The organism is Rathayibacter sp. VKM Ac-2762, from assembly GCF_009866585.1.
Classification (GTDB): domain Bacteria; phylum Actinomycetota; class Actinomycetes; order Actinomycetales; family Microbacteriaceae; genus Rathayibacter.
In genome coordinates, this window is record NZ_CP047419.1 from 1,148,939 (window position 1) to 1,162,045 (window position 13,107).

The following is a 13,107-nucleotide window of genomic DNA, read 5'->3' on the forward strand; positions in this document are numbered from 1 at the left end:
TGGTCAGTGCGCCAGGAAGCCGGCGAGGGTGGAGACGGGGTCGCCGCCGGTGACGAGAGCCTCGCCCACGAGGACGACGTCGGCTCCGGAGCCGCGGTAGTGCGCGACGTCGTCGGCGGTGAGGACGGCCGACTCGGCCACCTTCACCGCATCGTCGGGGAAGCGCTCGGAGAGGCGGCCGAAGAGGTCGCGGTCGAGCTGGAAGGTGGAGAGGTCGCGGGCGTTCACGCCGATGAGCCGCGCGCCGAGGTCGGCGGCCCGCTCGAGCTCGTCGGCCGAGTGCGTCTCGACGAGCGGGGTCATCCCCAGCTCGAGCACGAGGGCGTGCAGCTCGGCGAGCAGGGGCTGCTCGAGCGCGGCGACGATGAGGAGGACCAGGTCGGCTCCGGCCGCGCGGGCCTCGAGGACCTGGTACGGCTCGGCGACGAAGTCCTTGCGCAGGACGGGGATCGACACGCGCTCGCGGACCGCCTCGAGGTCCGCGAGGGACCCCTTGAAGCGGCGCTCCTCGGTGAGGACGCTGATCGCGCTCGCTCCCCCGAGCTCGTACTGCCCGGCCAGCTCGGCGGGGACGGGGATGTCGGCGAGGGCTCCGCGCGACGGGCTGGCGCGCTTCACCTCGGCGATGATCCTGACGCGCTCGGCGGGGGCCAGAGCGGCCAGGGCGTCGAGGGCGGGCGCCTGGGCGAGCGCGCGGCGCTCGACGGCTTCGAGCGGGGCGCTCTCGCGGCGCCGGGCCGCGTCGGCCAGGGCGCCGGCGGTGAGGTCGGCGAGCACCTAGGCGCGCGCCTTCGGGTTCGCCTTCGCGCCGTTGACGCCGTAGCCCGCCTTGGCCATGCCCATGCCCACGAGCAGACCCACCACGACCAGGCCGGCCGAGAGCCAGACCACCAGGGGCACGTCGAACCAGAACGCGATCGTGCCGATCGTGAATCCGACCAGCATGATGACGACGGCCGTCCACGCTGCGGGCGAGTGGCCGTGGTTGTCGTCGTCGTGCTCGGTGCTCATGGGTCTCCTCCTGGGGGTGCATCGGGACCAGAGCAGTCTAGCGTGAGGCGCCTGAGCGCCCGGCCCCGGACTCGCCTGCGCAGTCGCCTGCAGGAGGCGGGGATGCCGGACCGCCGGACACGTCCCCGGCCGGTGTCAGCGGCCCGAGGTGGGGTCGTCGCCGCGCGAGAGCTCGTCCCACGAGACGACCGGATCGATGTCGCCGTCGTCCGTCTGCACGGTCGACGCGCCGTGGCCGTAGCCGTCGGCGGGCTCGAAGCGGGACGCGCGCTTCCGCGCCGCTCCCGGCCAGCGGCGCGAGGTCGCAAGGACGCCGATCCCGAGCAGCGCGGTGAGCACGCCGCAGACCAGGGCGACGACGGGCCAGGCCGTCGCGGAGGACGAGGCCACGAGCGCGGCGACGGACTGCTCCCCCGCGATGGCGGTCGCCTCCGTGACCAGCGAGGCGCCGGCGCGCACGGGGTCGCCCAGTGCCGTCGCGGCCGCGAGCACCACCGAGGCGCCGAGGACGGCCTGGAGCACACCGAGCACGATCCGGAAGACGGGGCCGGCGATGGCGAGGGCCGCGGCGAGGGCGAGGCCTGCGAGCGCCAGGGCGGAGAGCGCGGGCGCGGCGACGGTCCCGGCCACGTCGATCCGCTGGCCCTCCCCCTCGATCGCCGCCAGGGTCAGCGTGGACCAGGTCTGGGTGGAGGAGGTCAGCTCGAGCGCGGCGAGGAGCACGACCCCGAGGATCGCCGTGTACTTCAGCCGCCGTCCGCTCATGCTCACTCCGCCGGGCCGAGGCCGGTGAACGGCACGAGGGGGTCGACGTCGAAGCAGGCGTGCTCGCCCGTGTGGCAGGCTGCGCCGATCTGCTCGACCTGGACCAGCAGAGTGTCGGCGTCGCAGTCGAGGGCGGCACCCCGCACGTACTGCGCGTGCCCGGACGTGTCGCCCTTGCGCCAGTACTCCTGGCGCGAGCGCGACCAGAAGGTGACGCGGCCCTCGGTGAGGGTCCGCCGGAGCGCCTCGCGGTCCATCCAGCCCATCATGAGCACCTCGCGGGTGTCGTGCTGCTGGATGATCGCGGGCAGGAGCCCGGTCGGATCGAAGGCGGCGCGGTCCAGGACGGCGTCGAGCTCGGCGGGGGTCATCGGATCTCGATCCCGGAGGCGGCGAGCGCGCGCTTGACGTCGCCGATCGTCAGCTCGCGGTTGTGGAAGACGGAGGCGGCGAGCACGGCGTCGGCCCCCGCGTCGACGGCCGGAGCGAAGTGCTCGACGGCGCCGGCGCCTCCGGAGGCGATGACCGGCACGGAGCTCAGCTCGCGCATCGCGGCGATCAGCTCGAGGTCGAAGCCCTGCTTGGTGCCGTCGGCGTCGATGGAGTTGACCAGCAGCTCCCCGGCGCCGCGCTCGACGGCCTCGGCCGCCCAGACCAGGGCGTCGAGCTCGGTCTCGCGGCGTCCGCCGTGAGTGGTGACGACGAAGCCGGACGCCGTGGCGTCGCTCCGCTTGACGTCGAGCGAGAGCACGAGCACCTGCGCGCCGAAGACGTCGGCGATCTCGCCGAGGAGCTCGGGCCGGGCGATCGCGGCGGAGTTGACGCCCACCTTGTCGGCGCCGTGCGCGAGCAGTCGCGAGACGTCCTCGGCGCTGCGCACGCCTCCGCCGACCGTGAGCGGGATGAAGACCTGCTCGGCGGTCGCCCGCACCACGTCGTAGGTGGTCGAGCGGTCGTCGACCGTGGCGGTGACGTCGAGGAAGGTCAGCTCGTCGGCGCCCTGCTCGAAGTAGAGGCGGGCGAGCTCGACGGGGTCGCCCGCATCGCGCAGGTTCTGGAAGTTGACGCCCTTCACGACGCGGCCGGCGGCGACGTCGAGGCAGGGGATGACGCGGACGGCGAGACTCATCGGCTCCCCCTCTACAGGCGCGCGGCGTGGATGGAGGTGACCAGGATCGCGCGGGCGCCCAGGTCGTACAGGCGGTCCATCACCTGGTTCATGTCCGAGCGCGGCACCATCACGCGGACGGCCACCCACTCGGCGTCGTGCAGCGGCGAGACCGTCGGGGACTCGAAGCCCGGGGCGATCGCCGTGGCGCTCTCCAGGAGCGCGACGGGGCAGTCGTAGTCGAGCAGCACGTACTCGCGGGCGACCAGCACGCCCTGCAGGCGGCGCAGCAGCACCGGGATGCCCTCGGGCTCCCCTGCGGCGGAGACCAGGACGGCGGTCGAGTCCAGGATGACCGGCCCGAAGATCTCGAGGCCGGCCTTGCGGAGCGTGGTGCCGGTCTCGACGACATCGGCGATGACGTCGGCGACGCCGAGCTGGATCGCGGACTCGACCGCGCCGTCGAGGCGGATCAGCGTCACCTCGACGCCGTGCTCCCGGAGGAAGCGGCCCACGAGGCCCGGGTAGCTGGTCGCCACGCGGAGGCCGTCGATCTGCGCGAGCTCGTCGTAGCGGCCTGCGGGCCCGGCGAAGCGGAAGGTGGAGTTGGCGAAGCCCAGGCTCGCGATCTCCCGCGCCTCGGAGCCGGAGTCGATCAGGAGGTCGCGGCCGGTGACCCCGACGTCGAGAGCGCCGGAGCCGACGTAGGTGGCGATGTCGCGCGGGCGCAGGTAGAAGAACTCCACCCCGTTGCGCTCGTCGACGACGTGCAGCTCCTTCGGGTCGCGACGGCCGGTGTAGCCGGCCTCCGCGAGCATCTGACCGGCGGTCTCCGAGAGGGAGCCCTTGTTGGGGACGGCGACGCGCAGGAGCGCCGGGGCGGGGGTGGTGGTCACGGGACGTCCTTCATGACTCGACGGCTGTTCAGGGGGCGGCACGGCTCCTCGGGGAGCGTGCGGGCGCGACGGCGCGGAGCGGAGGCGCACCCCGGCGAGCGGGGCGGGGCTCACAGATGCCGGTAGACGTCGGACGTCGTCAGTCCCTTGGCGAGCATGAGCACCTGCAGGTGGTAGAGCAGCTGCGAGATCTCCTCGGCGGTGCGCTCGTCGCCCTCGTACTCGGCGGCCATCCACACCTCGGCGGCCTCCTCGACGATCTTCTTGCCGATGAAGTGCACGCCGGCGTCGAGCTCGCGGACGGTGCCCGAACCCTCGGGACGGGCGGCGGCCTTCTCGCCCAGCTCAGCGAAGAGGTCGTCGAAAGTTTTCACCGGGGAAGTCTATACGGCGGCCGGACGCGGGCCGCCTCAGTGCCGGTGCAGGTGAGCGGTCGCCGTCTCGCGCAGCGACGCGATCGCGGCCTCCGGGTCGTCCGCGCCGAAGACCGCGGAGCCCGCGACGAAGGTGTCCGCTCCCGCCTCCGCTGCGATCTCGATCGTGCCGGGAGCGATCCCGCCGTCGACCTGGAGCCAGACGTCGAGCCCGGTGCGGTCCACCACGTTCCGGAGCGTGCGCAGCTTGGGCATCGTCTCCTCCATGAAGGACTGGCCCCCGAAGCCGGGCTCGACCGTCATCACGAGGACCTGGTCGAACTCGGGCAGGAGGTCGAGGTAGTCGTCCACCATCGTGCCCGGCTTGAGCGCGATCCCCGCTCGCGAGCCGATCTCGCGCAGGCGCCGCGCGAGGGCCACGGCGTCGCGTGCGGCCTCGGCGTGGAAGGTCACGGAGTAGGCGCCGGTCTCGGCGTAGTCGGGGGCCCACCGGTCGGGGTCGTCGATCATCAGGTGCAGGTCGAGCGGCCGGGGCGAGACGTCCTGGAGGCGCTGGACCATGGTCAGCCCGAAGGTGAGGTTCGGCACGAAGTGGTTGTCCATCACGTCGACGTGCACGAGGTCGGCGCCGGCGATGCGCTGCAGCTCGGCCTCGAAGTTCACGAAGTCGGCGGAGAGGATGCTGGGGTTGATCCGTGCGGGCATGCCTTCAGCCTAGATCGGAGCGTCCTCCGCGTCCGCCCGGCCGAGCACGCTCCCGCTCCGGAGGGGTCAGGCGTTCCCGGACGCCGCCTCGAGGGGCCGGCGGCGGAGGAGCTGCACGAACATGGCGTCGGTGCCGTGCCGGTGCGGCCAGAGCTGCACGTGGAGGGGGCCGTCCGGCAGCGGGAGCGGGTCCGCCGTCACCGCGCGCAGCACGGCCGGCGTGTCGACGAGCTCGAGCTCGTGCCGCTCCTGCGCGAGGGCGAGCACGCGCCGGGTCTCTCCGAGGTGCGGCGAGCAGGTCACGTAGGCCAGCAGACCGTCGGGAGCGAGAGCTCTCACCGCGGAGTCGAGCAGCTCGCCCTGGAGTGCGGCCAGCGGCTCCACGTCGGCCGCGGACTTGCGCCAGCGCGCCTCCGGCCGCCGCCGCAGCGCACCGAGACCGGTGCACGGCGCGTCGAGGAGGATGCGGTCGAACGATCCCGGCTGCTCGTCGCCCAGGTCTCGCCCGTCGCCGGTGCGCACCTCGACCGACGGATCGACGGCGGCCAGCGCCTGCCGCACCAGGCCCGCGCGGCCCGGGACCACCTCGTTGGCGAGCAGCGCCGCCCCTCCTGCGCGCGCCTCCGCCGCGAGCAGCGCCGCCTTGCCGCCGGGTCCCGCGCACAGGTCGAGCCAGCGCTCGCCCGGGCGGACCGGCCGTGCCCGGGAGAGCGCCAGAGCGGCGAGCTGGGAGCCCTCGTCCTGCACGCGCACGCGGCCCTCGTGCACCGCGGGGAACGCCTCCGGGTCGCCGCCGGTGCTGGTCATGCCGACCGGCGAGAACCGGTCGGGTTCGGCGTCGGCGATCTCGCCGGGAGACGCCAGGCCCGGCAGAGCCACCAGATTCACGCGCGGAGCCGCGTTGTCGGCGGCGAGCAGCGCGTCGAGCTCGTCGGCCGCCCCCTCCGCCGCCAGCGCCCGTCGCAGGGCGCGCACGATCCACACGGGGTGGGAGCTCAGCGCGGCGATCCGGTCGTCCCCGGAGACCGCGGCCGCGGAGACCCGCTCGCGCCACTCGCCGGCGCTCGAGCGCGAGACCGCGCGCAGCACGGCGTTGGCGAAGGCCACCGCTCCCCGCGAGGAGCCGGCCGCGACGAGCGCGACGCTCTCGTTCACCGCGGCGTGCGGGGCCACACGGGTCGCGAGCAGCTGGTGCACGCCCAGGCGCAGCGCGTCGAGCACGGGCGCATCGATGCTCTCGACGGACCGGCCGGCCGCCAGGGCGATCACGCGGTCGTAGTAGCCGGACATCCGCAGAGTGCCGTAGCAGAGCTCGGTGGCCAGTCCCGCGTCGGCGGGCGAGATTCCGGCGGCGCTGATCCGCGCGGGCAGGACCAGGTTGGCGTAGGCGTCCGACCCGCTCACCGCGAGCAGGACGTCGTAGGCGACCCGGCGGGCGGGAGCGGCCTCGCGCCGGGCGCTCACGCGAGCACCGTGCTCTCGCGCAGGCCGCGGGCCCAGGCGGCGCCGGCCATCGGGGTCCTGCCGGCGGGCTGGACGGTGACCAGCTCCACCGCTCCGTCCGCGGTGCCGACGAGGGCGCGCCCCGAGTCGAGGCGGACGACGCCGGGAGCGAGGTCCCCCTCGGCCGCGCGGACCGCGAGCACCTTGAGGCGCGCGTCCCCCACCGCGGTCGAGGCTCCGGGCTCGGGAGTCGTTCCGCGCACGAGCGCGAGGACCCGCGCGGTCGGGAGGCTCCAGTCGATCCGGCCGTCGGCGGCGTCGAGCTTGGGAGCGGGGGTCGCCTCTCCGGTCTGCGGAGTCGCGACGGCCGTGCCCTCCTCCAGCGCGTCGACCACGCCGAGGGTGAGGCCGGCGCCGCTCCCGGCCAGCTCCGTCAGCAGCTCGCCCGCGGTGCGCTCCCCCGCGTCGACGGCGAGCTCGGCGTACACGTCACCGGCGTCGAGCTCGGCGACCAGCTGGAAGACGCTCGCGCCGATCCGCGTGTCGCCCGCCATCAGCGCCCGCTGGACGGGAGCCGCCCCGCGCCAGCGCGGCAGCAGGGAGAAGTGCAGGTTGATCCAGCCCAGGCGCGGCACCGCCAGCAGGCGCTGCCGGACGAGGCCGCCGTAGGCCACGATCACGCCGAGGTCGGGGGCGAGGCCCGCGATCCGGTCGGTCACGTCCTCGTCGAGGCGGTTCGCCCGGATCACCGGGATCCCCAGCTCCTCGGCCGCGACGGCGACCGGCGAGGGGGTGAGCACGCGCTTGCGGCTCACCGGGGCGTCCTCCCGGGTGACCACGGCGACGACCTCGTGCGCGGAGGCGGCGAGGTCGCGGAGGGTCGGAACGGCGGCGGCGGGCGTGCCGGCGAAGACGAGGCGCACGGGGGTCTCCTGGGGAGTCAGAGGATGTCGGGGTCGTCGAGACGGACCCGGAGCCGGGGGGCCGGCCGGAAGCGGCCGGGCGTGGTCGGCGGGCGACGACGGCGCGTGGCGTTGCGGATCACGGCGGAGCGGAGGCGCGCGGCCACATCCGCACCGCGAGCGTAGTCGAACCGGACGATCGCCCGGACGGAGCCGTCCTCGAGCCCGACAGGACCGAGGACCTCGTGCCGGTCGTCCTCGTCGAGCGCGTCGAGCGCCTCCTCCACCGCGTGCGCGTCGCCGCTCACCGTGGCCAGGCGCACCGCGGGCGGGAAGCGCAGAGCGCGCCGCTCCTGGAGCTCGGCCCGGAGGTACTCGGCCTGCCGCCAGGTCGCCAGGGCGGTCGCGAGCCGGCCGCCGACCCCGACCAGGAGGACCGGCGCGCCCGGGCGGGCCAGCGCCGCGGCGTTCGACCAGGTGCGGAGCGCGTCGTCGGCGACCCGCAGGCTCTCGCGGGCCAGCATCCGCTCGCCGTCCAGCAGCAGGACGGCGTGGTAGCCGCCGTCGGCCCGCGGCTCCGCCCCGCGCGTGGCCACGACGAGCGCGGGCTCGTCGGGGAGGGTGAGCACGGGGCGCTGCCCGTCGGCGACGATCACCTTGGCACCCGGGAAGGCGCGTCCGAGCTCCTCCGCGGTGCGGCCCGCGCCGAGGGAGACGAGGCGCAGAGCCGTCGCCTCGCAGACGGAGCAGGTCCAGTCGGCCGCGATCAGGCCGCACCAGCCGCAGCTCGGCCGCCCGCCCTCGGAGTGCACGCCGAGCGGACCCTGGCAGCGGTTGCAGCGTGCGACGGTCCGGCAGCGGGCGCAGGCGACCACCGGCGCGTAGCCGGGGCGCGCGACCTGGACGAGCACGGGACCGGAGTCGAGGGCCTTCCGCGCCTCCCGCCAGGCGGAGGAGGGGATGCGCGCTGCCGCGTCGTGCTCGTCGGCCGCCCACTGCTGGGCGGTCGGCACGACGTGCGGGCGGCGGCTCGGCCGCGGCTCCACCTCGGTCGCGAAGCCGATCTCGACGAGCCGCTCGACCTCGACCGTGCGCGTGTTGCCGAGCAGGACGAGGCCGGCGCCGCTCTGCTCCTGCCGCACCAGGGCGACGTCGCGCGCGTGCGCGTAGGGCGCGAGCGGCTCGGCGAAGAGCGGATCGCCGTCGTCCCAGAGCGCGATCAGGCCGAGGGCGGAGGAGGGCGCATAGAGGACGGAGCGGTTGCCGACGACGACCCGCGGCCCGGGATCGAGGCAGCGGACGAAGGCGGAGTAGCGCTCGGCGCCCTTCTGCCGCGCATCGAGGCGCACCACCGCCTCCGCGGGGACGAGGGCGGCGAGAGCGAGCTCCAGCTGCTCCTGGTCGCGGTAGTCGGGGACGGCCAGGATCGCGTCGCGGCCCGCGGCGAGCGCGTCCCGGGCGAGCTCGGCGAGCGTGACGGCCCAGCCGCCGACCCACGCGCCCGAGTCGAGCCTCACCGGAGCCGGCACGGCGCCGACCGCCAGCCGGGCCCCCTCGGCGAGTCCAACGAAGGAGGCGTCGGGGTAGCCCGTCACGCCGCCCGCCTCGACCGCGGGCGCCGCAGGAGCGGGACCCGCGGCGAGTCGCGCCTTCTCGACGCGGACGTGGCGGCGCGGCACGGCCAGGCGCAGCACGTCGCTCGCGCCCCCGGAGGCGCGGTCGGCCACCCGGCGGGCGAGGGCCCAGACCTCCGGGGTCAGCACGACGAGCGGCGAGACCAGCTCCTCGATGCCGCTGAGCGCTCCGGCGTGCTCGGTCCCCTCCCCCGTCTCGACGACGAACGCGTCGGCGATCCGGCCTCCGGTCCGCAACGGCACCCGCACGCGCACGCCGGGGACCACCTCGCCGCGCAGCTCCTCCGGCACCGCGTAGTCCAGGAGCCGGTCGAGCTGCGGGAGGGGCGAGTCCAGGAGCACGCGCGCGACGGCTCCGCTCGTCGCCATCGCCGCCGCGCCCGCTACGAGAGGCCCGCGGCGGAGCGCAGGTCGTCGACCCGGTCGAGGCGCTCCCAGGTGAAGTCGGGGAGCTCCCGGCCGAAGTGGCCGTAGGCCGCGGTCTGCGCGTAGATCGGGCGGAGCAGGTCGAGTGCGTGGATGATCGCGGCCGGGCGCAGGTCGAAGACCGAGCGGATCGCCTCGGTGATCGTCTCGTCGGAGACGGTGCCGGTGCCGAAGGTCTCGACGTAGAGGCCGACCGGGGCCGCCTTGCCGATGGCGTAGGCGACCTGCACCTCCAGCCGCGAGGCGAGCCCCGCGGCGACCGCGTTCTTGGCGACCCACCGCATGGCGTAGGCGGCCGAGCGGTCCACCTTCGACGGGTCCTTGCCCGAGAACGCGCCACCGCCGTGGCGGGACGCTCCGCCGTAGGTGTCGACGATGATCTTGCGGCCGGTGAGCCCGGCGTCGCCCTGAGGGCCGCCGATCTCGAAGCGGCCCGTCGGGTTGATCAGCAGGCGCACGGCGGAGGAGTCGAGGTCGACCGTCTCGAGGACGGGGCGGATGACGTGCGCCGCGATGTCCGCGTGGATCGTCTCGGTGCTGACGTGCTCGGCGTGCTGGGTGGACAGGACGACGGTGTCGATGGTGGACGGCGTCGTGCCGTCGTAGCCGATGGTGACCTGGGTCTTGCCGTCGGGTCGGAGGTAGTCGAGCTCGCCCGACTTGCGGACGGCGGCCAGGCGCTCGGCGAGGCGGTGCGAGAGCCAGCTCGGCAGCGGCATGTACTCGGGGGTCTCGTCGGTCGCGAAGCCGAACATCAGGCCCTGGTCGCCCGCGCCCTGGCGGTCGAAGGCGTCCTCGCCCGCCTCGGAGGAGCGGACCTCGAGCGCCGTGTCGACGCCCGCCGCGATCTCGGGCGACTGCTGGCCGATCGAGACCGAGACGCCGCAGGAGCGGCCGTCGAAGCCCTTCTCCGAGGAGTCGTAGCCGATCTCGACGATCGTGTCGCGCACGATCTTGGGGATCTCGACGTAGCCGCTCGTGGAGACCTCGCCCGCGACGTGCACGAGCCCCGTCGTGACCAGCGTCTCGACGGCGACCCGGCTGTGCGGGTCCTCGCGGAGCAGGGCGTCGAGGATGCGGTCCGAGATCTGGTCGCAGATCTTGTCCGGGTGGCCCTCGGTGACGGACTCGGAGGTGAACAGGCGGAGGGGACCGGAGGTCATGCTTCTCTTCTCGTCCCGGCTCGTGCGGACCGGGGTCGTTCGTACCGGGAGTGGCCTGGCGGGCGCGATGCCGGGCGGCAGGCGATCGGCGCCTGGGCGGGCGGACCGGCGGGGCTAGCGCACGACCGCGTCGAGGACGCGATCGGCCACCTCCGCCTTGCTGCCCGAGGCCTCGCCAACTATATCGCCGGCCCGATCGAGGACCACGACGGCGTTGCTGTCGCTCTGGAAACCCTCGGCCCAGCCCACCCTGTTGAGGACGAGCAGGTCGCAGCCCTTGCGGGCGATCTTGGCACGGCCGAGCGCGAGCATCGCGTCCCGGTCCGGCTCGGTCTCCGCGGCGAAGCCGACGACGATCTGCCCCTCCCGCCGGGAGGCGGAGATCTCGGCGAGGACGTCCGGGTTCTTGACGAGCTCGAGGACGAGACGGTCGCCCTGCTGCTCCTTCTTGATCTTCGCGTCGGCGACCGCGGCGGGCCGGTAGTCGGCGACGGCCGCGGCCATGATCACGACGTCCGCGCCGGTGGCCGCGGCGAGGGCGGCCTCGCGCAGCTCGAGCGCGGTGCCCACCGGGAGGACCGTGACGCCCTCCGGCGCCGGCACGTCGAGGTTCGCGGCGAGGAGGGTGACCTCCGCGCCCCGGGCCGCAGCGGCCAGCGCGAGCGCGACGCCCTGCCTGCCGCTGGAGCGGTTGCCGACGAAGCGCACCGGGTCGAGGGGCTCGCGGGTGCCGCCGGCGGTCACGAGGACGCGCACGCCCGCGAGGTCGCGGCGGGCGGAGGCGGAGCGGGCGTGGACGGCGAGGGCCTCCGCCACGATCGTCTCGGGCTCCTCCATGCGGCCGGGGCCCGAGTCGGCGCCGGTGAGGCGGCCGACCGCGGGGCCGACGACGTGCACGCCGCGGGAGCGGAGCACCGCCGTGTTCGCGACGGTGGCGGCGTTCGCCCACATCTCGGTGTGCATCGCGGGGGCGACCACGAGCGGGGCGGTGCTCGCGAGCACCGTGTTGCCGAGCAGGTCGTCGGCGAGGCCGGCGGCGAGCTTGGCGAGCGTGTGCGCCGTCGCGGGCGCGATCACGATGAGGTCGGCGGCCTGGCCGATGGCCACGTGCCGGACCTCGGCGACGCCCTCGTAGAGCTCGGTGTGCACCGGGTTCCGCGAGATGGCCTCGAGGGTGGGCTTGCCGACGAAGCGCAGCGCGGCCTCGGTCGCGACGACGTGCACGTCGTGCTCCGCGAGGACCAGCGCGCGGACGACTCCGACGGCCTTGTACGCGGCGATGCCGCCGGTGATGCCGACGACGACGTTGAGCCGTCGGCCGGCCTCGAGAGAGGAGCCCACCCGGAGGGGACTACTCGGCGAGGGGCTTGGCGACGAGCTTGTCCTCGTTGATCTCGTGCAGTGCGACCGAGAGGGGCTTGTCGTCGATGGTGGAGTCGACCAGCGGGCCGACGTTGTCGAACAGGCTGCCCTCGTGGAGGTCGGCGTAGTAGTCGTTGATCTGGCGGGCGCGCTTGGAGGCGAAGATCACCAGCGCGTACTTGGAGTCGACCTTCGAGAGGAGCTCGTCGATGGGCGGGTCGATGATGCCGAGGTTGTTGGCCATGGGTGTCTCCTTGCAGGCGCATCAGCGCCGATCTGCGGCTCCGGAGCAACACGGCGCGCGGGCTCCGAGGGGCGTGTGCCCGGTGGGACCCGGGGCGTCGGCCCGGAGGTGGTCGGTGGCCCGGTGTCAGCGGCCCGGGTCAGCGGGCGCGCCGTCGGCACGAGGCGACATCAATTCTACGACCTCGCGGGCCGCTTCGGGCACGGTGCTGTTGACGACGGCGAAATCGAACTCGTCCTGCGCGGCCAGCTCCACCTTCGCGGTGGCCAGGCGGCGCTCCTGCTCCTCCGCGCTCTCGGTGCCGCGGCCGACCAGGCGGCGGACCAGCTCGTCCCAGCTCGGCGGCAGGAGGAAGACCAGCCGCGCGTCCGGCATCCGCTCGCGCACCTGGCGGGCACCCTGGATGTCGATCTCGAGCATCACCTGGCGGCCCTGCTCCAGCGCGGCGTCGATGGGGCCGCGGGGCGTCCCGTAGCGGTGCGCGTTGTGGACGACGGCGTACTCGAGGAACTCCCCCGCCGCGACCATCCGGTCGAACTCGGCGTCGTCGACGAAGTAGTAGCTGACGCCGTTCACCTCGCCCGGACGCGGGGCCCGGGTGGTGGCCGAGACCGAGAGCAGGACGTCCGGGTAGTTCTCGCGGATGTAGGTCGACACGGTGCCCTTGCCGACCGCAGTCGGACCGGCGAGGACGAGCAGGCGGTTGCGGCCGGGGCGGCGCTGCCGCGACTCCCGCTCCTCGAGGAACGACGCCAGGCCCTCGACCTGGCGCCGGCCGAGGCCGCCGAGGCGCTTCGACTCGGCGATCCGCAGCTGGTCCATCACCCGGGGCGTCTTCACCACGCCGAGTGCGGGCACCGCGCGGAGCAACTCGCTGACGCGCATCCGCCCCTCGACTCCGAGCGGCTCGGCCTGGGCCGCCGCGAGCACGGCGGTCGCGGGGCGGCGTCCGGCGGCGACGGCCTTCTTGACGGCGGCGCGGGCACGGCGCGCCGCGATCGCGGCCTCGGAGGCGGCGCGCCGGTCCACCTCGGGCGGCGAGGGACGGCGCACGGCCTCCGGGCGCGAGGAGGC

The 13,107-nt window shown here is 74.7% G+C and carries 15 protein-coding genes; all 15 read right to left on the reverse strand.

Annotated elements, in window-relative coordinates:
* Window positions 1–3: 3 nt before the first annotated feature.
* The 15 genes from trpC to gmk all read right to left on the reverse strand — a co-directional run bounded on the left by trpC (window position 4) and on the right by gmk (window position 13,086).
* Window positions 4–777, reverse strand: coding sequence for an indole-3-glycerol phosphate synthase TrpC (gene trpC / locus GTU71_RS05385; protein WP_104221862.1), 774 nt, complete (start codon window positions 775–777; stop codon window positions 4–6).
* Window positions 778–1,011 (reverse strand): DUF6704 family protein, encoded by a 234-nt coding sequence (locus GTU71_RS05390; protein ID WP_104221860.1) that lies wholly within the window; start codon window positions 1,009–1,011, stop codon window positions 778–780.
* A 135-nt stretch (window positions 1,012–1,146) separates the two neighbouring features.
* Window positions 1,147–1,776, reverse strand: a complete 630-nt coding sequence (locus tag GTU71_RS05395; protein ID WP_104221858.1) for a Trp biosynthesis-associated membrane protein — start codon at window positions 1,774–1,776, stop codon at window positions 1,147–1,149.
* Between the two features lie 2 nt (window positions 1,777–1,778).
* Window positions 1,779–2,147: a phosphoribosyl-AMP cyclohydrolase gene (hisI, locus tag GTU71_RS05400; protein ID WP_104221855.1), complete on the reverse strand. Its 369-nt coding sequence runs from the start codon at window positions 2,145–2,147 to the stop codon at window positions 1,779–1,781.
* Entirely contained in the window at window positions 2,144–2,905 is a 762-nt protein-coding gene (hisF, locus tag GTU71_RS05405) for an imidazole glycerol phosphate synthase subunit HisF (RefSeq protein WP_159939445.1), read from the reverse strand. The genes hisI and hisF overlap by 4 nt, the downstream gene beginning before the upstream one ends.
* Window positions 2,906–2,916: 11 nt before the next feature.
* The gene (gene hisG, locus GTU71_RS05410) at window positions 2,917–3,780 is read right to left on the reverse strand and encodes an ATP phosphoribosyltransferase (protein ID WP_104221851.1); all 864 of its coding nucleotides are present in this window, start codon (window positions 3,778–3,780) and stop codon (window positions 2,917–2,919) included.
* 110 nt (window positions 3,781–3,890) lie between these two features.
* Complete coding sequence (locus GTU71_RS05415) at window positions 3,891–4,154, reverse strand: phosphoribosyl-ATP diphosphatase (RefSeq protein ID WP_159939446.1); 264 nt, start codon at window positions 4,152–4,154, stop codon at window positions 3,891–3,893.
* Between the two features lie 36 nt (window positions 4,155–4,190).
* Entirely contained in the window at window positions 4,191–4,859 is a 669-nt protein-coding gene (gene rpe, locus GTU71_RS05420) for a ribulose-phosphate 3-epimerase (RefSeq protein ID WP_104232661.1), read from the reverse strand.
* A gap of 66 nt (window positions 4,860–4,925) precedes the next feature.
* Window positions 4,926–6,323 carry a transcription antitermination factor NusB gene (locus tag GTU71_RS05425; protein ID WP_244230645.1) on the reverse strand — a complete coding sequence of 466 codons (1,398 nt, stop codon included), beginning with the start codon at window positions 6,321–6,323 and terminating at the stop codon, window positions 4,926–4,928.
* Window positions 6,320–7,225, reverse strand: a complete 906-nt coding sequence (locus tag GTU71_RS16395) for a methionyl-tRNA formyltransferase (protein ID WP_159939447.1) — start codon at window positions 7,223–7,225, stop codon at window positions 6,320–6,322. Before GTU71_RS16395 ends, GTU71_RS05425 begins: the two co-directional genes overlap by 4 nt.
* 17 nt (window positions 7,226–7,242) lie before the next feature.
* A complete protein-coding gene (locus GTU71_RS05435; protein WP_159939448.1) occupies window positions 7,243–9,207 on the reverse strand; it encodes a primosomal protein N' in 1,965 nt (654 codons plus the stop codon).
* A 14-nt stretch (window positions 9,208–9,221) separates the two neighbouring features.
* Window positions 9,222–10,427 (reverse strand): methionine adenosyltransferase, encoded by a 1,206-nt coding sequence (gene metK, locus GTU71_RS05440; protein WP_104221839.1) that lies wholly within the window; start codon window positions 10,425–10,427, stop codon window positions 9,222–9,224.
* A 114-nt stretch (window positions 10,428–10,541) separates the two neighbouring features.
* Window positions 10,542–11,768: a bifunctional phosphopantothenoylcysteine decarboxylase/phosphopantothenate--cysteine ligase CoaBC gene (gene coaBC / locus GTU71_RS05445; protein ID WP_104292131.1), complete on the reverse strand. Its 1,227-nt coding sequence runs from the start codon at window positions 11,766–11,768 to the stop codon at window positions 10,542–10,544.
* 10 nt (window positions 11,769–11,778) lie between these two features.
* A complete protein-coding gene (gene rpoZ / locus GTU71_RS05450; RefSeq protein WP_104221835.1) occupies window positions 11,779–12,033 on the reverse strand; it encodes a DNA-directed RNA polymerase subunit omega in 255 nt (84 codons plus the stop codon).
* A 126-nt stretch (window positions 12,034–12,159) separates the two neighbouring features.
* Window positions 12,160–13,086 (reverse strand): guanylate kinase, encoded by a 927-nt coding sequence (gene gmk, locus GTU71_RS05455; RefSeq protein ID WP_159941112.1) that lies wholly within the window; start codon window positions 13,084–13,086, stop codon window positions 12,160–12,162.
* Window positions 13,087–13,107: the final 21 nt, after the last annotated feature.